Annotated in this window: 15 protein-coding genes and 2 pseudogenes; 13 read left to right on the top strand and 4 right to left on the bottom strand. The window is 50.5% G+C overall.

Features of this window, described 5'->3' with window-relative positions:
- Positions 1 to 7: 7 nt before the first annotated feature.
- A pseudogene (locus tag B5G27_RS04675) lies at positions 8 to 1,749 on the top strand (beta-galactosidase); the annotation flags it as partial.
- A gap of 144 nt (positions 1,750 to 1,893) precedes the next feature.
- Complete coding sequence (locus tag B5G27_RS17025; RefSeq protein ID WP_442911427.1) at positions 1,894 to 2,016, top strand: hypothetical protein; 123 nt, start codon at positions 1,894 to 1,896, stop codon at positions 2,014 to 2,016.
- A gap of 50 nt (positions 2,017 to 2,066) precedes the next feature.
- Here B5G27_RS17025 and B5G27_RS04670 read toward each other — a convergent pair whose 3' ends face one another.
- A complete protein-coding gene (locus B5G27_RS04670) occupies positions 2,067 to 2,882 on the bottom strand; it encodes an AraC family transcriptional regulator (RefSeq protein WP_087177793.1) in 816 nt (271 codons plus the stop codon).
- A gap of 13 nt (positions 2,883 to 2,895) precedes the next feature.
- Between B5G27_RS04670 and B5G27_RS04665 the strand changes: the two are divergent.
- From B5G27_RS04665 to B5G27_RS04645, 5 genes and pseudogenes are all read left to right on the top strand, one after another.
- Positions 2,896 to 3,579 (top strand): annotated as a pseudogene (locus B5G27_RS04665) (SDR family oxidoreductase); the annotation flags it as partial.
- A 46-nt stretch (positions 3,580 to 3,625) separates the two neighbouring features.
- A complete protein-coding gene (locus tag B5G27_RS04660; protein ID WP_330398980.1) occupies positions 3,626 to 4,663 on the top strand; it encodes a TRAP transporter substrate-binding protein in 1,038 nt (345 codons plus the stop codon).
- 12 nt (positions 4,664 to 4,675) lie between these two features.
- Positions 4,676 to 5,167: a TRAP transporter small permease gene (locus B5G27_RS04655; protein WP_087177792.1), complete on the top strand. Its 492-nt coding sequence runs from the start codon at positions 4,676 to 4,678 to the stop codon at positions 5,165 to 5,167.
- Between the two features lie 3 nt (positions 5,168 to 5,170).
- Positions 5,171 to 6,472 (top strand): TRAP transporter large permease, encoded by a 1,302-nt coding sequence (locus B5G27_RS04650; protein WP_087177791.1) that lies wholly within the window; start codon positions 5,171 to 5,173, stop codon positions 6,470 to 6,472.
- Positions 6,473 to 6,630: 158 nt separating this feature from the next.
- Complete coding sequence (locus B5G27_RS04645) at positions 6,631 to 7,746, top strand: anaerobic sulfatase maturase (protein ID WP_087177790.1); 1,116 nt, start codon at positions 6,631 to 6,633, stop codon at positions 7,744 to 7,746.
- 59 nt (positions 7,747 to 7,805) lie between these two features.
- Here B5G27_RS04645 and B5G27_RS04640 read toward each other — a convergent pair whose 3' ends face one another.
- The 3 genes from B5G27_RS04640 to B5G27_RS04630 all read right to left on the bottom strand — a co-directional run bounded on the left by B5G27_RS04640 (position 7,806) and on the right by B5G27_RS04630 (position 12,124).
- Positions 7,806 to 9,164: an alpha-L-fucosidase gene (locus B5G27_RS04640; RefSeq protein ID WP_087177789.1), complete on the bottom strand. Its 1,359-nt coding sequence runs from the start codon at positions 9,162 to 9,164 to the stop codon at positions 7,806 to 7,808.
- Positions 9,165 to 9,248: 84 nt separating this feature from the next.
- On the bottom strand, positions 9,249 to 11,033 hold the full coding sequence (locus tag B5G27_RS04635; protein ID WP_087177788.1) for a sensor histidine kinase: 1,785 nt from the start codon (positions 11,031 to 11,033) through the stop codon (positions 9,249 to 9,251).
- Complete coding sequence (locus B5G27_RS04630) at positions 11,030 to 12,124, bottom strand: response regulator transcription factor (protein WP_162611188.1); 1,095 nt, start codon at positions 12,122 to 12,124, stop codon at positions 11,030 to 11,032. Before B5G27_RS04630 ends, B5G27_RS04635 begins: the two co-directional genes overlap by 4 nt.
- 243 nt (positions 12,125 to 12,367) lie before the next feature.
- Here B5G27_RS04630 and B5G27_RS04625 point away from each other — a divergent pair, with 243 nt between their 5' ends.
- The 6 genes from B5G27_RS04625 (at position 12,368) to B5G27_RS04600 (ending at position 20,037) form a co-directional block, all read left to right on the top strand.
- Positions 12,368 to 13,324, top strand: a complete 957-nt coding sequence (locus B5G27_RS04625) for an ABC transporter permease (protein WP_242958230.1) — start codon at positions 12,368 to 12,370, stop codon at positions 13,322 to 13,324.
- Between the two features lie 15 nt (positions 13,325 to 13,339).
- Positions 13,340 to 14,281, top strand: a complete 942-nt coding sequence (locus B5G27_RS04620; protein ID WP_087177786.1) for a carbohydrate ABC transporter permease — start codon at positions 13,340 to 13,342, stop codon at positions 14,279 to 14,281.
- 62 nt (positions 14,282 to 14,343) lie between these two features.
- A complete protein-coding gene (locus B5G27_RS04615; RefSeq protein WP_242958229.1) occupies positions 14,344 to 15,894 on the top strand; it encodes an ABC transporter substrate-binding protein in 1,551 nt (516 codons plus the stop codon).
- Between the two features lie 63 nt (positions 15,895 to 15,957).
- The gene (locus B5G27_RS04610) at positions 15,958 to 17,424 is read left to right on the top strand and encodes a sulfatase-like hydrolase/transferase (RefSeq protein WP_087177785.1); all 1,467 of its coding nucleotides are present in this window, start codon (positions 15,958 to 15,960) and stop codon (positions 17,422 to 17,424) included.
- Between the two features lie 287 nt (positions 17,425 to 17,711).
- Positions 17,712 to 19,415 (top strand): ABC-ATPase domain-containing protein, encoded by a 1,704-nt coding sequence (locus tag B5G27_RS04605; protein ID WP_087177784.1) that lies wholly within the window; start codon positions 17,712 to 17,714, stop codon positions 19,413 to 19,415.
- 70 nt (positions 19,416 to 19,485) lie between these two features.
- Positions 19,486 to 20,037: a prolyl-tRNA synthetase associated domain-containing protein gene (locus B5G27_RS04600; RefSeq protein ID WP_087177783.1), complete on the top strand. Its 552-nt coding sequence runs from the start codon at positions 19,486 to 19,488 to the stop codon at positions 20,035 to 20,037.
- Positions 20,038 to 20,061 lie beyond the last annotated feature (24 nt).

The raw sequence follows: 20,061 nt of genomic DNA, 5'->3' as shown, positions 1-20,061 counted from the left end.
GCGAAAAATGCTAGGAGGACGACTGCTCCACGGAGGAGATTATAACCCGGACCAGTGGCTGACATATCCCGAGGTGTTCGAGGAAGATGTAAGGCTTATGAAAGAAGCGAACGTAAACTGCGTAAGTCTCGGAATCTTTGCCTGGGCATCTCTTGAGCCCGAGGAAGGTACGAACTCGACTGGCTGGATCATATTATCAGCCGTCTTGAAGAAGAAGATATCCAGGTGGTGCTGGCGACTCCGTCCGGCGCCATGCCCCACTGGCTGACACAGAAATACCCGGAGGTGATGCAGGTGCAGGCGGACGGCAGGAGGAATCTGCCCGGCAAGCGGCATAATTTCTGCTATACTTCACCGGTGATGCGAAAGAAGACTGCAGCTGTAGACAGAGAACTTGCAAGGCGGTTCGGAAAGAGAAAAAATGTGATCTTGTGGCACATCTCCAATGAGCTTGGAGGCAACTTCGGAGATTCTACCTGCCATTGCGAACTGTGTCAGGAAGCGTTTCGTGAATGGCTGAAGAAGAAGTACGGAACACTGGACAATCTTAATAATGCATGGTGGAATCATTTCTGGAGTCATACGTATACTGACTGGAGCCAGATCCACAGTCCGGGCCCCTACGGGGAGATGACGAGCACAGCGCTTGTCGTGGACTGGCGCAGATTCTCTACTGAGCAGCTCAGTGACTTCTGTGAAATGGAGATCCGGACGGTGAAGGAAGAGTCGGATATACCGGAGACGACAAATTTTATGGACTTTTTCAAAGGTCTGGATTATAACAGGCTGAAAAAAGGGCTTGATATCATCTCGTGGGACAGTTATCCCTTCTGGCACGAGCAGAAGGATGAAGTCCCGGCAGCAGTGCGCACCGCTGCAAACCACAGTGTTATGCGCGCTCTGAAAAAAGCGCCGTTCCTGCTCATGGAGAGCACTCCTTCTTCCATAAGCTGGAGGGGCAGCAATCCGTTGAAACGACCGGGAATGCATATGCTCGCATCCATGCAGGCGATTGCTCACGGATCTGATTCCGTGCAGTATTTCCAATGGAGAAAGGGACGCGGCGGCTATGAAAAATTTCATGGAGCAGTGTTGGATCATAAGAACGGAAGCAATACCCGGACATTTCGTGACGTATCACAAGTAGGAGCCAGGCTGGCGGCATTGAGTGCAGCGGCGGACAATACGGTGAACCGGCCGAAGGCGGCGATTATCTTTGACTGGGAAAACTGGTGGGCTGTAGAGGACACACAGGGTCCGAGGCTTGATTTTGATTATACAGAGTGTGTGCTCTCCCATTACCGTGCTTTCTGGGAAGCGGGTATAGAGGCGGATCTTGTAAATATGGATGCGGACTTAAGCGGATACAGTCTGGTGTCTGCGCCCCTCAACTATATGTATAAAGACGGCTATGCGGAACGGGTAAGAGAGTTTGTATCCGACGGAGGAATTTATGTGACGACCTGCTTCAGCGGTGAAGTGAACGAGACGGATCTGTGCTTCCTGGAGCATCACCCGCTGGAGGATGTGCTGGGGATTGTGCCCGAGGAGATTGATGCGCCGTCAGAAGAGTTTGAAAACCAGTTTGCTTATGGCGGAACAGAGTATCCGGCAAGACGGCTGTGTGCGATCGTCCGGGCGAAGGAACATACGGAAATATTGTCTGTTTATGAGAAGGACTTTTACGCGCAATGCCCTGTGGTTACGAGAAATACATTTAGCGAAGGAAAAGCATATTACCTGGCTGCCGAATCCGATCTGGAATTTCTCCGGTCATTCTACGGAGATGTATTCAGGGAAGCCGGGCTGAACAATGCCCTCGGCGTGGAGCTGCCATATGGTGTAACTGTGACGGAACGCACCGGAACGGACGGGAAGAAGCTCGTGTTTGTGATGAACTTCAAAAACGAGCCGGTCCGCGTGGAAGGCGTCGGGAGGCAGACAGACGCCGAGAGCGGGAAGGTGTATGAGGGATATCTGGAACTGGGAGCATTCGGATGTATAGTGCTTAACTGACAGGAGAAGCGCAGCAGTCCGGTCAACCTTGGAAAGGCCGGAATGCTGCGCTATATTTTCCGGAATTCTTTTGGGCTTTTTCCGAATTCTTTTTTAAATGCCTTGTGAAAATTAGAATAGTCATTAAATCCGCACAGCATGCACGCATCCATCGCAGGCATGCCGCTGCGGATCATATTGCGCGCCGCGGTAAGCCGCTTCTTGATAATAAACTGAATGAGCGGCATGCCGGTATATGTTTTAAACTGATGGGACAGGTATGATTTGCTGATGAAACAGATTTCCGCCAGTTTCTCCAGCGACAGGTCCTGTGAGAGGTTCTCATTGATATATTCAACGACTCTGTTGATTTTTTTGTTTTCAGTCACATCTCTTCGGATGATATCTGAAGTGTCGAAGTATGCGCGGTTCAGATACACCATAAATTCAACGATGTATATAACTTCCAGAATCTCACTTCCGAAATTCTTATCATCTCTGTTTGCAATGATTTTATCCAGTTGATTTTTAAGCTGTGCTGCAAGACTGCTGTCCGGGCGGATCAGTTTGTATTTCTTGCGGCTTGCATCGGTAAAGCAGGCCGAAAGGTTTGAACCGTATTTCTGCAGGAAGTTCAGAAAATCAGGAGTGATCCAGAGCACATAGCGCTCGTAGGGTTTCCCGGGACTGATGTAAGGACGGTGGATATCCTGATTGTCGGTCAGGAGGATGTCTCCTGTCCTGAGAAGATATGTACGGCCTTCGATATTGTAAGTAACATTTCCTGACACGAAAAAGAAGACTTCGTAAAATTCATGCTCGTGAAAATCAACAGCCGGAGGAACCGTGTCACAGTAATGATGACACTCAAAATCCGGCCGGTTCATAGTCTGTCTTAAGATAACTGCAGAAGGCGGAATCGCAAAAGCTTACAAGGCAAATGTCCTTGAGCGTCAGAACCTTGATCAGGTACACGAGCAGATCCTGGCTGATTTCGGTCCGTGCGACGTGCTGATCAACGGAGCCGGAGGAAATAATCCGCGCGCTACGACAGATAATGAATTCCACTTTGAAGCAAAAGATATCGAAAACTGCAAGACGTTTTTTGATCTGGACAAAAGCGGCGTTGAGTTCGTGTTTGCACTGAACTGGCTGGGAACTCTGCTCCCGACCCAGGTGTTCGCGCCTGATATGATCGACCGCAACGGAAATATCCTGAACATAGCGTCCATGAATGCTTACACACCGCTGACAAAGATCCCCGCTTATTCAGGAGCCAAGGCGGCTATCGTTAATTTCACACAGTGGCTCGCTACCTACTTTGCAAAATCCGGTATCCGTGTCAATGCCATTGCGCCGGGATTTTTTGTAGGAAATCAGAACAGAGGACTTCTGTTTAATGAGGACGGAACTCCGACAGCCCGCACGGCAAAGATCCTTGCCGGAACACCTATGGGAAGATTCGGAGAGCTGGAAGAGCTGGTCGGCGCTGTGCTGTTCCTTGTGAACAACGATGCGGCTGGATTTATCACCGGAGTATGTATTCCGATCGACGGAGGATACGCTGCGTATTCAGGTGTATAAGCAGACAAGTAAAAAGGGTTAGTTTATGAGAGAGAGGGTTAAATAAATGATGAAGAAAAGATATAGAGCAGCTGCGCTCGCGCTGGTGTCCTTACTGCTCCTGGGCACCATGACGGGCTGCGGCAGCTCCTCCTCCGGGGGAGACAAACAGATCATCAGGATCGGACACAATCAGTCTACGAACCATCCGACACACATCGCACTCCAGGCGTTTGAAGAGTTTATCGAGAGTGAACTGGGAGATAAGTATGATGTAGAAGTGTTCCCGAGCGAACTGCTGGGATCCCAGAATGAGATGGTACAGCTGACACAGACCGGCGCGATCAATTTCTGCGTGGCATCCAATTCTCTGCTTGAGACATTCAGCGACAACTATACATTGTTTAACCTGCCGTACCTGTTCGTCTCCAGTGAGGCGTATCACGCATCTATGGATGACGAGAATATTACAGGACCGATCTTTGAATCGACGAAACAGGCCGGTTTTACGGCGGTGACATGGCTGGATGCCGGCACGCGTAATTTCTACACTGTGGATAAGCCGATCGAGACGGTGGAAGACCTCAAAGGTCTTAAGATCCGTGTACAGCAGTCCCCGACTAACATCGAGATGATGGACCGTCTTGGCGGTTCTGCTACGCCGATGGGATTCGGAGATGTGTATACATCACTCCAGGCAAATATCATCGACGGCGCGGAGAATAACGAGCTGGCGCTGACGGACAACGGACACGGGGATGTTTGTAAATACTATTCTTACAGTATGCACCAGATGATCCCTGACATCCTGATCGGCAGCAATGACTTCCTGGATGGTCTGAGCGATGACGAAAGGGCGATCTTTGAGGAAGGATTTGAGCTTGTCAACCAGGTTCAGAGAGAAGAGTGGGTCAAAGCTGTGGAAGAGTCAAAGGACCGCGCGCAGAATGAGCAGGGTGTACAGTTCAATTATCCGGATATAGAGCCTTTCAGAGAAGCATGTCTGCCGATGCATGACGATATGCTTGAAAAGTACCCGGATCTTGTACCGATTTATGATGCGATCCAGGCATATAACGAGCAGTATCCGGCTGACGAGTCATAAGGAGGGGGAGACATGAAAGCATTAAGAAATGTATTGAATAAAATCTTAAACGTACTGGCGGGAGTCAGTTTTATCGCCATGGTCGCCCTGACCTGCTGGCAGGTATTTACCCGCTATGTCCTTCAGAATCCGTCGTCATGGTCAGAGGAACTGGTATCTTACCTGTTTGCATGGGCCAGCCTTTTCGGGGCGTCTCTGATCACAGGAGAGCGCGGACATATGAACATCCCAGTCATTGTAGAAAAAATGGGGGAAAAAGCTCAGAAGTTTTTTGCTATATTTGGTGAGCTGATTGCATTTGCCTTCTCGGCAGTCATTCTCGTCTACGGCGGCATCAAGATCACGGAGCTTGCCATGGGACAGATGACATCGTCTCTCGGCGTTGCTGTCGGAGTGTTTTACATAGTGCTTCCGGTGTGCGGCGTGCTCAATATGATCTATACTGTGCTGAATATCGTGGAGATCAGCAGAGGCACTTATGAAGAGAAGAAGGAGGAGGTGTAAGTTATGGCAATGGAGTCATTATTGATCATTATAGTCATCCTTGCAGTTTTATTGATCATCGGGGTGCCGATCTCGTATGCCATCGGCATTTCCTCACTTGTTTGTATCCTGCAGACAGTATCGCTTGACATATCGGTGGTAACCGGCGCACAGCGTATCTTTGTAGGTATGAGCAAGTTCAGCCTGACAGCGATCCCGTTCTTTATCCTGGCAGGAAATCTTATGAACCAGGGCGGAATCGCAAAGCGTCTCGTAGACTTTGTTATGGCTATACTCGGCAAGATGCCGGGGGCTCTTCTTGTTACTAATATCGGAGCAAATGCACTGTTTGGTGCGATTTCCGGATCTGCTTCCGCAGCGGCAGCGGCAGTTGGAAGCATGGTTGAAAAAGGCGAGGAAGAGCAGGGATACGACAAGGCTCTGTGTGCCGCAACTAACGGAGCATCCGCACCGTCGGGACTTCTGATCCCGCCGTCCAACGCGCTGATCACCTATTCTCTGGCAGCAGGAGGAACATCTGTTGCAGCACTTTTTATGGCTGGATATGTTCCTGGAATCATCTGGGCTATCTGCTGTATGGTCGTTGCTATTCTGATCGCGAAGAAAAAGGGATATAAGGGACTTCCCGGCAAGTTTGACTGGAAAAACCTGGGCGTGTGCACATTGAAAGCTATCCCGTCCTTATCTCTTATCGTTGTCGTGATCGGCGGTATCATCGCAGGTGTGTTCACGGCTACAGAGGGTTCGGCTATTGCCGTAGTATACGCGCTGATCCTTGGTATCTGCTACCGCAATATCACATGGAAATCCTTCTGGAATATCGTGGTTGAGAGCGCGAAGATGAGCGGTATGGTAGTGTTCCTGATCGGTGTGTCCAACATCCTCGGATGGGTTATGTCCTTTACACAGATCCCGCAGGCGATTTCGGCTGCACTGCTCGGTCTGACACAGAATCCGATCATCATCCTTCTGATCATGAACGTGATCCTGCTGATCGCGGGAACATTTATGGACGTTACACCGGCGATCCTGATCTTTACGCCGCTGTTCCTTCCTGTAGTACAGACGTTCGGAATGGATCCGGTACAGTTCGGACTGATCCTTGTCTACAACCTGTGTATCGGTAATATTACACCGCCTGTTGGCAATACACTGTTTGTTGCGATCAAAGTCGGCAGGACCAGCCTGGCAAAGGTTATGCCATATATGCTAAGGTATTATATAGCGATCCTGATCGGACTGCTGCTCGTCACATATGTGCCTGCCGTCAGCCTATGGCTGCCGCAGATGGCGGGACTGCTCTGATAGACCGGCATGCGCCGTCTGTACAGTAGTGACGGGAAATATATGTTAATATAGTTTAAAAGAGGAATAAGATCCGTGCTGTTTTGTGAAAAAAATACACGAAACGGCGCGGATTTGTTATACTGTGAGCAGGATAGAAAAATACCGGGAGGAAAACGATGACATTACATACAATTTTGATTAAACCCGCTTCCGGACTGTGCAATATGCGTTGCAGTTATTGCTTTTACTGCGACGAGATGGACAAACGTGAAGAAGGCATCCGCGGAATGATGTCCGTGGATACTGTAAAAAATCTCATAAAAAAGGCTATGAGACAGGCTGGGGATGAGATATGTTTTGCCTTCCAGGGAGGGGAACCAACCCTCCGGGGACTGGATTTTTTCAGAGAAGTGATCCGGCTTGAGAAGAGGTTCAACAGAAGAGGAATCCGTGTGATTAATACGATTCAGACAAACGGGTTTGCTCTTGACGAAGAGTGGTGCCGGTTTTTTAAAGAACATGATTTTCTGATCGGTCTGTCAGTGGACGGAACACAGGAGATTCATGACCGGTACAGGCATGACGCATCAGGGGGGGCGACTTACGCCCGTGTTAAAAAGGCGGCGGATCTGCTTGACAGCTTCGGCGTGGCCTATAATATTCTCACAGTTGTGACCCGGAGCGTGTCGGAACATACCCGGGAGATATACAAAGAATACAAAAACAACGGATGGGATTACCAGCAGTATATCGCCTGTCTTGATCCGGCGGGGGAAGAGCCGGGAGGCAGGGAATACTCGCTGACGCCGGAAGCTTACGGAAAGTTTCTGACAGAGCTGTTCCGGTTATGGGAAAAGGACTGGAGAAAGGGCAGGGCGCCGTATATCCGCCAGTTTGAGAATTACATCGGAATCCTCGCGGGTATCCCTCCGGAGTCCTGCGAGCAGAGGGGAACCTGCAGTGTGCAGTGCGTAGCGGAGGCAGACGGCAGGGCATATCCCTGTGATTTCTATGCGATGGACGGATACTGTCTGGGAAATTATAACGAGAACAGAATTGAGGAATTCTTTGAGAATGAGACTGCAAAACAATTTGTGCGGGAATCTCTGAAACACGATGAAGAGTGCAGGCAGTGCCGGTGGTTTCAACTCTGCCGGAACGGGTGCCGCAGACACAGAATACGGGATGCCCAGACAGGGACGTACAGAAACTACTTCTGCGGCGGATACAGGATGTTTTTTGAAAAATGCGCACCGAGGATGAAAGAGATTGCCGGCTATCTTAGGAAATAAGACAGCCGGCAATCTCTTTGAATGTCCGGAAACAATCAGGGCGGGCTTCCGCCCCGGTCCTATCCGGTAACAGCGCAGAAGCCTTCCGCGTAGAATGCTCCGCCTGTGGGAAGGCCGTCTGTGAAGACGGTGACTTTATCTCCTTCCTGGCGGAAGAGAACCGGAGTGCCGGTACGCATACATATGACAGATTTCACCGGTTTTTCTGAGACGAGTGTGATCTGTGCCGGAAGAACAGGAGTATCTCCGTATGCGCAGAAAACATATCTTCTATTTTCTTTCTGCGTGTAGAACAGGTTATCTTTGAAATACGGGGCACAGATGCGCGTCCCATATATGCCGTCTCCGTAGATTTTAAGCCATGCGCCCATATCGCGGAGAGACCGGACTGCGGGAGCCGGAAGTTCACCGTCCGGCTGCGGGGCAATGTTAAGGGCAAGATTGCCGCCTTTGCTCACAACATCAAGCAGGAGCAGAACAAGCTGGTGTCCGCTTTTGAATGTATCTGTATAGTGGAACGAAAACTTATTCCCTACAGTCGTACAAGTTTCCCACGGAACATTAAGGGCAGTTTCAGGGACAGTTTTCTCTGGTGTGATGAAGTTTTCATACTCTCCCCCGCAGGTACGGTCAGAGACGATCAGGTGCGGCTGGGAGGAAGAGCGGATCTCCTCCACGATCTCGCCGAGACGGATGTCCTGTCCCAGATTATCGGGGCGCACCCAGCCACCGTCCAGCCAGAGCACATCGACTTTGCCGTAGTTCGTGCACAGTTCCCGGATCTGCTGATGGGCAAACTGTACATATTTCTCCCACAGATCCGGATGTTCACTGACATCATAATTTACGTTTCTGTCAGGTGCAGTGCCAAACTGCGGAGCCCAGTAATACTCGCTGTGCCAGTCCGGCTTGGAAAAGTAGACAGAGATGCCCAGCCCCTGTCTGCGGAATTCCCGGAAGAGAGCGCCGACGATGTCAGCGTCCTTATGTGTATGGAAGGGACAGCTCTCTGCTGTGATCTTATAGTCTGTTGTATCCGTGTCATACATACAGAATCCGTCATGATGCTTTGTTGTAAAAAGCAGGTATTTAAATCCGCAGTCTGCGGCGAGTGCCGCCCATCTGACGGGATCGAATTTTATAGGATTGAAAGTCCGGTTTGCATCCCAGTACTGCTGCTTGCAGGTCTCGATGTCGGCCCATGTCATATCTTCCTGGCTCCATGAGCCGTCTCCGTCGCTTAACGGCCAGCTCTCGTAAGTGCCGAGCTGGCAGCCGGGTGCCCAGTGCATCATCAGTCCCAGCTTCTGGTCCATGAACCATTCCAGATGCTCTCTGACCGCCGCTGATTTCGGGGGGATATATTCCTCCGGTGCAGTATAATTGTGAATACCATTGACAACAAGTGTTTTCGCCATATTTTTGTGCTCCTTTTCTCGTATCCGGCAAAAACAGCCGGGGGTTGATTCTAATATACCGCCCGGCTGTAATGTTTGAAAGAGTTAAATCTTATTATCAGGTGCACTTTTTTTATCTGTGCAGATCGTGAGCGTGGCGGCGAGCCGGCCGTCCGGATCTATGGAAAAGGTCAGACCGCTGTCTCCGCCGAAATGGAGCTGTATCCTCTCGTTTACATTGCGTATGCCGAACCCGTGGGATACTTTCAGATCTACATCTTCGTAGCGAAGGTAGGCGTTCAGCTTGTCCGGATCAGCACCCCTGCCTGTATCGGTGACCTGTACATAGAGATTGTCTCTATCTTCCCATGCCCGCAGGAATACGGTGATACCGGCGTCCTGCCGGGTGATCCCGTGCCGGATCGAATTCTCTACGAGCGGCTGCAGGGTAAACTTGGGGATAAAAATCTCCGTGTCCGGACGGTCTGCCGAGACTTCCAGACGGATTTCCTGACGGAAACGCAGAGTATAAATGGAGATGTATTCCCGTATATTTTCGACCTCTGTCCGGATGCTGACAAGCTGGTCCGGTTCAGTGATGCTATAGCGCATCAGATTAGCGATGGAATCAACGGTAGCGGCGATATCATCCTCTTCACGCATCAGCGCCATGTAATTTACGGTATTCATGGCGTTTAGTACAAAGTGCGGATTCATCTGTGCCTGGAGTGCCCGAAGCTCACTGATCCTCCTTTGTTCCGCAGCCTGCTGGATCTGTCCGGTCAGGCGGTTGACACGGCGGATCAGATCGCTGAAGCTGCTGTTCAGCCTTCTGATTTCCGGGGGTCCCGAACCTGAAAATGCTGACAGGTCTACATTCCGGGTATCTTCGATACGTTCAATCTTCCGTGTCAGCTGTACGACAGGAAGTGTAATTCCCCTGGAGAGCAGGAGAGAAGACAGGGCGCCGATGATCAGGAAGACAAATGAACAGAGCAGATACGGGAGCATCATCGCATGGAGTTGCTCTGTAATATCGCTGTAAGGCGTGAGGAAGAGGAGGTGGAGTCCCCAGTCAAGTTCCGCTGAGCTGTATATATATGAACTGCCATTCAGGTTCAGTTTCTGATGGGAGGTATCGCTCAGAAACTGCTCGGCTGCATCAGACAAGTCCGGCAGAGCGTCCGACTGGTACAGAAGCGCTCCGTCGCGGCTGAAAAGTGCAAATCCGCTGTTTGCAGTAAGCGGATGAAAAGAAAAAATCTGGGGGATGCGGCTTGCCGGCACACTGCAGAGAAGTACTCCGACTCCGTCTTCCAGACGGGGACCGGAATAATGGCTGTTCTGGAGCTTTTTGGCAAAGCAGAGCCGGCCTTCCGTTTCATCTACAAAAATATAATGACGTGCAACCTGATCAAGTGCATGTGTATACCAGTCCTCATTGAGAAAAGTCTCTGCGCTGAAGAGGCGGCTGACGCCCCGGACCGTTGTATTGGACCTGAAAAGAGTGCTTACAGGAAGCTCCGGATTAACATAGAGGACAGAAGAAAATCCTTTATTAGACAGTGCACTCTGGGAATTCAGCGTGTACGCCATCCGGCTGTTCAGTTCAGATTTCGTCTGGAGATCCTCCAGTCTGTCATTGCCTACGGGCATGGAGAGCAGGCTGCCCAGCTCCTCATCCGTAGTATACATATATGTAAGCTGGTCCAGTTCTTGTGTGAAGAGCCGGCACAGAGAGTTGTTGGCGTCTACAAGAGTGTCATAGGAAGTCAGGATCTGTTCGGTAATCGAATACTGGAAGAGTCCGTAAGTGACCAGGTTCAATGTGATCAGTATGCAGGATATGATCAGGCATATGATCATGAAACTGCGTTTGGTGATGCTCATGGATTGCCCTCCTTATCGCTATACTCGGGGGTAAAGTCCCTGGAGCTGTGGAGATTACGATACTCGCTGGGCGTCATCCCGGTCTGCTTTTTAAAGGATCTTGCAAAATAATGCGGATCTTCGTATCCTGACCGTGCACACACATCTTTGATAGGAATCGAGATGTCCTGCAGCAGTTTCTGGGCGCAGAGCAGCCGCTGACGGGAGAGATAGCTGCTGATCGTCTGTCCCATTGCCTGTTTAAAAACCGTACTCAGATAGGGGAGAGACAGATTGGCATGGTCTGCAAGCTGGGAGATGTTAAAGCCGGGATCAGAGAATGATTCCCGGATTACCTGAATACAGTGCGCAACGATCGGCTGCTCATATTCGCTCTTCCTGCTCTGTGCATATGTCATCAGTTCCTGACAGCGGGTATAGATGTAAGAAACACGTTCCCGGGATGAGGAGAGCAGCCAGTATTCATCCGTGCATGTTTTCTTCAGCTCATCAAGCGCAGCTTTGTCCTTGCCAATTTCATTCTGATAGGCAAAAGTGTGGTTAAGAAGTGTGGAGCCGAGAGTCCCGGCGGTATCATGGAGGAGTGCCTCTGCCAGAACTCCGTCATACAGGAAGTCATAGACCGCTTTTTCATCTCCCTGCCTCAGTAAAGAGAGCAGCCGGTCTTTGAGGACCTCGCTTCCCGTCAGACGGCGGATCTGTTTCTTTGCAGCGAGCTCCTTATCGATCTTTTTCAGAAGAGTTTCCAGTTCTTTTATCTTCTGCCGGGTGACCGGTTTGAGGATGTAATCTGTGACACGGTACTGCAGCGCTTTCTGTGCATACTCAAATTCGCTGTGGCCGCTCAGCAGAATGACGCGGGTACCGCGATGGTTTTCGTACAGATAGCGGGAAAGCTCTATACCGTTCATTCGGGGCATTTTGATGTCTGCTACGACTACGTCAGGGGGATTATCTTCAATCATGGAAACGGCATCAAGCCCGTCTGTGGCACAGCCTGACAGCTCACCGTTGAAATCATCCCAGTGAAGCATCTGGCACAGTCCCTCAAGGGCGAGGTAGTCGTCATCTACAAGCAGTATTTTGATCATAAATCTTCTCCTCCTCATTTGCAGTTCTCATTTGTGAGCTATCCGCAATAATCATCGGGTATTATAGCATACAGACGGCAGATTTGTGAATTATTTCCTAAAATTAGTGATCTCGGGTGCTCTTTTTAAGCACATAGCATCAGATAAAAAAGATGCACCTCATATAAAAATTGTGCCGTTGTTGAAGCAGGAATGTGGATGATAAACTTTATGTAGAAAGCACGGAAAGAAAAGGGGGATGTTATGAAAACTTCAACTGCTAACCCGGCTGTCGTGAAAAAAAAGAAAAAAAGTTTCTGGTATGTATTCAAAAAAAATCTTCCACTGACTGTTATGGCGGCACCGGGGCTGATCGTAATGATTCTGTTCCGCTACCTTCCGATGTCGGGACTGCTTCTCGCATTTAAGCGCTTCAGCGTAAGGGACGGCATTTTCGGAAGTGAGTGGACCGGCTTCAAAAACTTTGAATTCCTGTTCAAGACAACAGACGCCTGGATCATCACGAGAAACACACTGCTTTATAACGGTCTGTTTATCCTGCTGGATCTCGTGATGGCAGTGGCTATGGCGATCGGTCTGAACGAACTCCTGAAGAAACGCAGGGCGAAGATCTACCAGACGATCTTCATGGCGCCTTACTTCCTGTCATGGGTTGTTGTTTCGTTTATGGCGTTTTCAATGTTCAGCGTGGACGACGGCCTGTTCAATCATCTGCTTGACTACTTCGGATTCGCCGGGGTAGACTGGTATTCTGATCCTGGAAAATGGCCGTTTATTCTGACGTTTTTCCAGCTGTGGAAGACGATCGGATATTCAACGGTTATGTACCTGAGTTCTCTTACCGGTATTCCGAACGATTACTATGAAGCAGCGGTAATCGACGGAGCGACAAAATGGCAGCAGATCAAAAATATTACGCTGCCATGTCTGAAACCGATGATGATCGTCCTGACAATCCTGGCGATCGGAAGAATTTTCTACGCTGATTTCGGTCTGTTCTTCCAGCTTCCGAGAGATTCGGGACCGCTGTATGACGTGACACAGGTTATTGATACATATGTATACAGGGCGCTCAAAGAAACCGGCAATGTCGGCATGGCATCTGCAGCCAGCCTTTACCAGTCGGTTGTGGGATTTGTCCTTGTAGTAGGAACCAACCTCGTCGTACGTAAAATGGATCCGGACAGCGCATTATTCTGACAGGAGGGGTTATGGATGAGAAGTTTATTTAAGAAGAAAAAGAACAAGGATGAGGGAGTACCTGATCTGACAATAAACCGGATATCTAAAAAAGCCGATATTGCTCTGAATATCTGGTTTGCCATATGGACTCTTATCTGTGTGCTTCCGCTTCTGCTCGTAGTGATCGTATCTTTCAGCAGTGAGCAGAGCATCTTTGAAAACGGGTACAGCTTTTTCCCGTCCGAGTGGAGTCTCGCGGCATATGAGTTCTTCTTTAAACTGGGAGACCAGCTTATCCGTTCTTACGGAATCACAATTTTTGTAACTGTAGTCGGAACAGTATTCAGTCTGGCGATCAGCGCAAGCTTCGCATATGTACTCAGCCGCAGCGACTATGCATACAACAGACTGTTTACACTCCTGATGCTCTTTACCATGCTGTTTAACGGAGGTATCGTTGCCACATATATGGTAAACACACAGCTGCTCGGTCTGGGCAACAGCGTGTGGGCGCTGATCTTCCCGATGTCGTTCAACGCATTCTACATTGTGGTGCTCAGGACATTCTACAAGAGCATACCCGTTGAACTTATAGAAGCTGCGAGAGTGGACGGAGCCAGCGAGTTCAAGACATTTTTCAGGATCGTGCTTCCGCTTTCCAAACCGGGTATCGCAACGATCGGTATGTTTACGATGATCGCATACTGGAACGACTGGTTCCTCGGAATGCTCTACATCGTGGATCAGGAAAAATATCCTGTACAGACACTGCTGTGGAGTATGCAGAACAGTCTGGAATTTATGAAACAGTCTTCGGCAAATGCTCTGGAATATGCAGAGATGGCAGCAAATGCACCGACAGACAGTGGCCGTATGGCTCTTACCGTACTGGTAGTCCTGCCAATCCTTCTGGCGTATCCATACTTCCAGAAATATTTTGTCAAAGGACTTACGGTCGGCGGAGTGAAAGGCTGATATAACACGTATTCAGAACGCAGAAGCGTTTTGGTAAATAATTTCTAAGAGGAGGAAAGATTATGAAACTGAGAACAAAGAGATTGCTCAGCATCGGACTTGCGGCAGCCATGACAGTAGGCCTGCTGGCAGGATGCGGAAAGAAAGGCGGATCAGACAACGGCGGCAGCGACGAGGATGGCATCACGACACTGAAATGGTATATGTCCATCAACCCGGTGGCAGCAGATACAGATAAGGTGATTGAAAAGCTCAACGAGTATACACGTGACAAGATCGGCGTAGAGATTGATTACAATGTAATTGCAAATCCGGACTACAAAGAGAAAATGCCGAACCTGATCAATGCAGGCGAGTATTTCGATATCTGCTTTACAGCAAACTGGACGACAGATTATCTTCAGTTCGTAGGCAAGGACGCATATATGGATATCACAGATCTCCTTCCGGAATATGCAAAAGAAACTTATGATTTTATTCCGCAGGAAGTGTGGGATACAGTGAAAGTAGACGGACAGATCTACGGTGTTCCTTCCTATAAAGAAATGGGATGGCAGGGCGGAATCGTATATAACAGCGATCTCGCAGCTGAATATGGCATCGATATGAGTCAGGTTGCCACACTTGAGGATTACACAAAAGTTCTTGAGACAGTTGCCGAGAAATCAAAGGCAGCAGGACAGGATGTGATCGGTGTATCCGGACTTGTGAACGCATGGCCGATGGCTGCTCCGTATGAGTCTCTTACAGGAAACTCCACACTTCCTGCAGTTGCGGCAGTACCGGAGTATGATAACTTCAAAGATATGGCAGGAGAGACTGTATTTAACCAGTACGCGAGCGAAGAGTACATGAACTACTGCAAAACAGTTTATTCATGGAATAAAGCAGGATACCTTGGCGGCGATCCGGTTAACTATGACAGCGATACAGCAAACCGTGACAATGACTTCAACAACGGCAAGCTGTTCTCCTACTTCATTAAAAATGCACCGGGTAATGTAGAAATGATGTCAAATTCAAGCGGACACGGAGTAGGTTTCGTATCACTGATGGATCCGTTATTTGAGACAACAAGTGTACTCAGCGGCGGTATCCTTGCAATCTCCTCCGCAAGCGAGCATCCGGAGAAAGCTCTTGAGTTCATCAATCTTCTGAACACGGACGAGTATGTTGGAACACTGATCCGTCATGGTATCGAAGGCGAGCACTATACAGCAGTCGGCGAAGACCAGGTTGACAGAACAATGGACGGAACACTTGATCCGGCGGACAACGGATACGACTATACATACGGATGGCAGTTTGGTACACCGTTCAACCAGAAATGGGATATCAGTTATCCGGACAACATTGAAGAACTGTTCCAGGAGTACAATGATGCAGCTATTATCTCCCAGAACAACGGTTTCTCCTTTGATATGACACCGGTAGAGACACAGGTTGCAGCGCTGACTAACGTAATCGCAGAGTACGGTCCGTCTCTTGAGACGGGATCTGTAGATCCTGAGGAATACATCCCGGCATTCCTTAAAGATCTGGAAGCAAACGGGGCACAGGATCTGATCGATGAAGTGACAACTCAGGTTGAGGAGTTTCAGGCATCTAAATAGATAAGATGATTTATAACCGGCACTGCCAGACGGCGTGCCGGTTTTTTTGAGAGGAGTTTGGAGATGAAGCGACCGAATATATTGTTTGTCCTGACGGATGATCAGGGGGCGTGGGCAATGCGCTGCGCCGGGAATACAGATATTTATACGCCGAATCTGGATCGGCTGGCAAAACAGGGAACGAGATTTGACAATTTTTTCTGTGCGTCTCCGGTATGCAGCCCGGCAAGGGCGTCCATACTGACGGGACGTATTCCCTCACGTCACGGAGTCCACGACTGGATCCGCTGCGGAAGTCTTGATAAGGATACACTTGGGGAATATAAAGACCACCCGTATTTCGCCAATGAAGACAAGCCGGTCCGCTATCTGGAAGGTATGACAGCGTACACGGATCTGCTTGCGGACAACGGATACTGCTGCGCCCTTTCAGGTAAATGGCATCTTGGCGACAGCATGAGCCCGCAGCACGGATTTACGGACTGGTTTACAATCGGCAGAGGCGGCTGCCTTTATATGGAGCCGGATGTGATCGAGAACGGTGAACTCAGGATAGAGAATCGTTATATTACAGATTTAATAACGCAGCATGCACTGGAAAATATTGATAAATATTCGGAGCGGTATAAGGATTCAGATCAGCCGTTTTATATAAGTGTGCATTATACGGCGCCCCACGACCCGTGGGATGCAGATCAGCATCCGGCAGAGTATGTAGAGATGTACCGTGACTGCCAGTGTACGGCGACTCCGGACGAACCGCTCCATCCTAACCGTATCCCTACGGCTCCGGGAGGAACAGGCGAGGAGAGAAAACGTCTTCTGCGGGGATATTATGCTGCGGTGACGGCGATGGATGCAGGCGTAGGCAGGCTTCTTGACCGTCTGGAAGAGCTGGGGATCGCGGATGATACACTGGTGATCTTTACCGCGGACAACGGCATGAATATGGGACATCACGGCATCTGGGGAAAAGGCAACGGAACGTTTCCGTTCAATCTGTTCGATACGGCTGTCAAGGTTCCGTTCATTGCCCGCTGGAAAGGCGTGATTCCTGAAGACAGGGTAACGGAGAGTATGTGCAGCCATTACGATATCATCCAGACCCTGAAAGATCTGCTCAAGCTTGACGGTGACCTTCCGGAGGGACTGCCGGGCAGGAGTTTTGCTCCTGTGCTGACCGGAGCATCGGACACGGATAATCATGTTGTTATCCTGGATGAGTATGGATCAAGCAGGATGATCCGCAACCGTGAATGGAAGTATATCCATCGTTATCCGTATGGCCCGGATGAACTTTATCATTTGTCGGAAGATCCGGAAGAGAAAGAGAATCTGATCGGACTTCCGGAATATGAAGAAATCCGGTGCGGGCTGTTTGACCGGCTGCAGAAGTGGTACATGAAATATGCGGATCCGGCTGTGGACGGCTCAAGAGAAGCCGTGACCGGAATGGGGCAGCTGCGCCGTCCGGGTGTATATTCCGAAGGCAGGCAGGTGTATGCTGAAACAGCAAAATATCAGAAATAACAAACGTTGATTTGATAAAGCAGAATGAAGAAGGAACCGCGCGGTTTTGTATTTGCTCCCTTTGACGGGGGACGACAGAACCGCGCGAAGTGCGTTTCGGGAGAAAGTGTTCCGGCTGCGTGTGCCGGATCGTACAGACAGACGGTATGAAAATATGAGAAAACAATATTGATTTCGCCGGCGTCATGTACTAAGATGTGAGTCAGGTATGAGTTTAGAGTTTGTGAGGACAAGCGAAGAGAAATATCAGATTCCGACTGTGAGGCCGGAAGAAGGGAGACATCACTATGCAGTCATCAACAGAACTTAGAAGCCTGTTAAACAGGATCGACCACCGGGGGTATCCGGCATATAAAGATACAAAGGGCGCTTACCAGTTCCCAGGCTATATATTGTCTATCGACCATGTGCAGGGAGACCCTTTCGCTTCACCATCAAAGGTGAGCGTACGCGTGGCCGGGCGCACCGCGGGATTCCCGCAGGAACTTTATGGAGGAGACCATCAGAGGATTGCTCTGCAGGATGAGCTGACGAGGCAGTTCGGCAGACGGGCGGAGCAGTTCGCATTTAAGGCGAAAGGATCCGGGAAGAGCGGACTTATCTCGGTGAGCCGCTGCGGGCAGGAAGTGCTGGAGCGGACGGCCTGCCGGATCGATCCAAAGAGCGGGGATGTGGTGCTCCGCATGGAGATCGGATTCCCGGCCAACGGGCGGACTATCAATGCGCGGGAGCTGGAGAAGATCCTCTTTGACTTCGTACCGGAATGCGTGAAGCACGCGCTGTTCTATAAAAATATGGACGCGAAGCGGCTGCGCGCCATCGTTGACCTGGCGGAGGATCAGCATTTCATCCGGGAAATGCTGCCGAAGCTCGGGCTGTGCGCGTTCGTGGCGGACGGGAGCACCCTGCCCCGGGAGTCCGGCATTTCCGCACGCCCCATGAAAGGCGGCGTGGTGTTCCGGTCGCCCGATGAACTGAAAGTAGAACTGGACCTGCCCCACCGGGGGAAGATCACCGGCATGGGCATCCGCAGGGGGATCACCCTGATCGTGGGCGGCGGATACCACGGGAAATCCACCCTTCTTAAAGCGCTGGAACTGGGCGTGTACGACCATATCGCCGGGGACGGCCGGGAGTATGTGATCACGGACGATACGGCCATGAAGATCCGGGCCGAGGACGGGCGCAGCATCCGGAAGACCGACATTTCCATGTTCATCAATGATCTGCCGAACGGGAAGGATACGGTGAAATTCTGTACGGAGGACGCCAGCGGCAGCACGTCCCAGGCGGCCAATGTGGTGGAGAGCATCGAGGCCGGGGCGTCCCTCCTGCTGATCGATGAGGATACGAGCGCCACCAACTTTATGATTCGGGATGAGCTTATGCAGCGGGTGATCCACCGGGATATGGAGCCGATCACGCCGTTCATCGACCGGATCCGGGAACTGTATGAGAACTATGGCATTTCCACGGTGATCGTGGCCGGCAGCTCGGGATCTTATTTCCACATCGCGGACACGATCATCCAGATGGACCGGTATGTGCCGAAGGACATTACGACTTACGCGAAAAAAGAGGCGGAGAACTTCCCCATGATCAGTGCGCCGGAGGAGCCGGCGGCGAAGCCGGATCTCGGACGCTGCCCGCGGCCGGACAAGGCATTCAGGGGCAATGACAGGATCAAGATGAAGACGCTCGGGAAAGAAGGCGTGATGATCAACCGGGAGACCATCGATCTGCGGTATGTAGAGCAGATCACGGACAGCGAGCAGGTGACGGCGCTCGGGTACTGCGTGCGGTATGCGCAGAAGCATCTGCTAGATGGAAGGAAGGACCTGCGGCAGATCGTGGCGGAGCTGGAGCAGGCGATTGAAAAAGGTACTCTTGCGGCACTCTGCGAGAGCACGTCGAGCATCGCCTGCATGGCAAGGCCGAGACGGCAGGAGATGTTCGCCTGCTTTAACCGCTGCAGGAGCCTGAAGCTATAGTGCGGCAAAGGCTGCAGATAAGCTTCAAAGAGAGAAAAACGCGGAATAAAAATAAACGGGAGAGAAAGAGATGGAGTTATATAACGGAAGACCGGAACATACGGAGGGCAGACTGGAGAAAGAACTCCGCGTATACGATCTGCTGGATTCCCTGGGCGTGTCCTACGCGCGGGTGGACCACGAGGCGGCCATGACCATGGATGCCTGCGAGGAGATCGACCGGACGCTCAGCGATGGCGTGGAGGAAGGCGTGTCGATCTGCAAGAACCTGCTCCTCTGCAACCGGCAGGAGACGGATTTTTATCTGCTGCTCATTCCGGGGGACAAGCCCTTTAAGACGAAATATCTGTCCGCCCAGATCGGTTCCGCAAGGCTGTCCTTTGCCAAAGCGGAATATATGGAAGCCTATCTGGATATCACGCCCGGGTCGCTCAGCGTAATGGGGCTGATGAACGACCATGAGGGGCGGGTGCGCCTTCTGATCGACGAAGATGTGCTGAAGCCGGCGTATTTTGCCTGCCATCCGTGCATCAATACGTCAAGCCTCCGGTTCGCTACAAAGGATCTGACGGATAAAGTGATCCCGGCCATGGACCACGAACCGACGATCGTGAAACTCTGACGGGAGAAGCGGAAAAGAGGAAAG

This window comes from Lachnoclostridium sp. An76, assembly GCF_002161355.1.
GTDB classification, from domain to species: Bacteria; Bacillota; Clostridia; order Lachnospirales; family Lachnospiraceae; genus Mediterraneibacter; species Mediterraneibacter caccavium.
The sequence above is the reverse complement of the archived record's forward strand: the minus strand, read 5'-3'. Positions and strand labels throughout refer to the sequence as shown.

What these genes read in the sequence shown, in the direction of transcription:
- B5G27_RS17025 (WP_442911427.1), top strand. Translation starts at nt 1,894, where the DNA reads ATGAACTTCAAAAACGAGCCGGTCCGCGTGGAAGGCGTCGGGAGGCAG.
- B5G27_RS04670 (WP_087177793.1), bottom strand. Translation starts at nt 2,882, where the DNA reads ATGAACCGGCCGGATTTTGAGTGTCATCATTACTGTGACACGGTTCCT.
- B5G27_RS04660 (WP_330398980.1), top strand. Translation starts at nt 3,626, where the DNA reads ATGATGAAGAAAAGATATAGAGCAGCTGCGCTCGCGCTGGTGTCCTTA.
- B5G27_RS04655 (WP_087177792.1), top strand. Translation starts at nt 4,676, where the DNA reads ATGAAAGCATTAAGAAATGTATTGAATAAAATCTTAAACGTACTGGCG.
- B5G27_RS04650 (WP_087177791.1), top strand. Translation starts at nt 5,171, where the DNA reads ATGGCAATGGAGTCATTATTGATCATTATAGTCATCCTTGCAGTTTTA.
- B5G27_RS04645 (WP_087177790.1), top strand. Translation starts at nt 6,631, where the DNA reads ATGACATTACATACAATTTTGATTAAACCCGCTTCCGGACTGTGCAAT.
- B5G27_RS04640 (WP_087177789.1), bottom strand. Translation starts at nt 9,164, where the DNA reads ATGGCGAAAACACTTGTTGTCAATGGTATTCACAATTATACTGCACCG.
- B5G27_RS04635 (WP_087177788.1), bottom strand. Translation starts at nt 11,033, where the DNA reads ATGAGCATCACCAAACGCAGTTTCATGATCATATGCCTGATCATATCC.
- B5G27_RS04630 (WP_162611188.1), bottom strand. Translation starts at nt 12,124, where the DNA reads ATGATCAAAATACTGCTTGTAGATGACGACTACCTCGCCCTTGAGGGA.
- B5G27_RS04625 (WP_242958230.1), top strand. Translation starts at nt 12,368, where the DNA reads ATGAAAACTTCAACTGCTAACCCGGCTGTCGTGAAAAAAAAGAAAAAA.
- B5G27_RS04620 (WP_087177786.1), top strand. Translation starts at nt 13,340, where the DNA reads ATGAGAAGTTTATTTAAGAAGAAAAAGAACAAGGATGAGGGAGTACCT.
- B5G27_RS04615 (WP_242958229.1), top strand. Translation starts at nt 14,344, where the DNA reads ATGAAACTGAGAACAAAGAGATTGCTCAGCATCGGACTTGCGGCAGCC.
- B5G27_RS04610 (WP_087177785.1), top strand. Translation starts at nt 15,958, where the DNA reads ATGAAGCGACCGAATATATTGTTTGTCCTGACGGATGATCAGGGGGCG.
- B5G27_RS04605 (WP_087177784.1), top strand. Translation starts at nt 17,712, where the DNA reads ATGCAGTCATCAACAGAACTTAGAAGCCTGTTAAACAGGATCGACCAC.
- B5G27_RS04600 (WP_087177783.1), top strand. Translation starts at nt 19,486, where the DNA reads ATGGAGTTATATAACGGAAGACCGGAACATACGGAGGGCAGACTGGAG.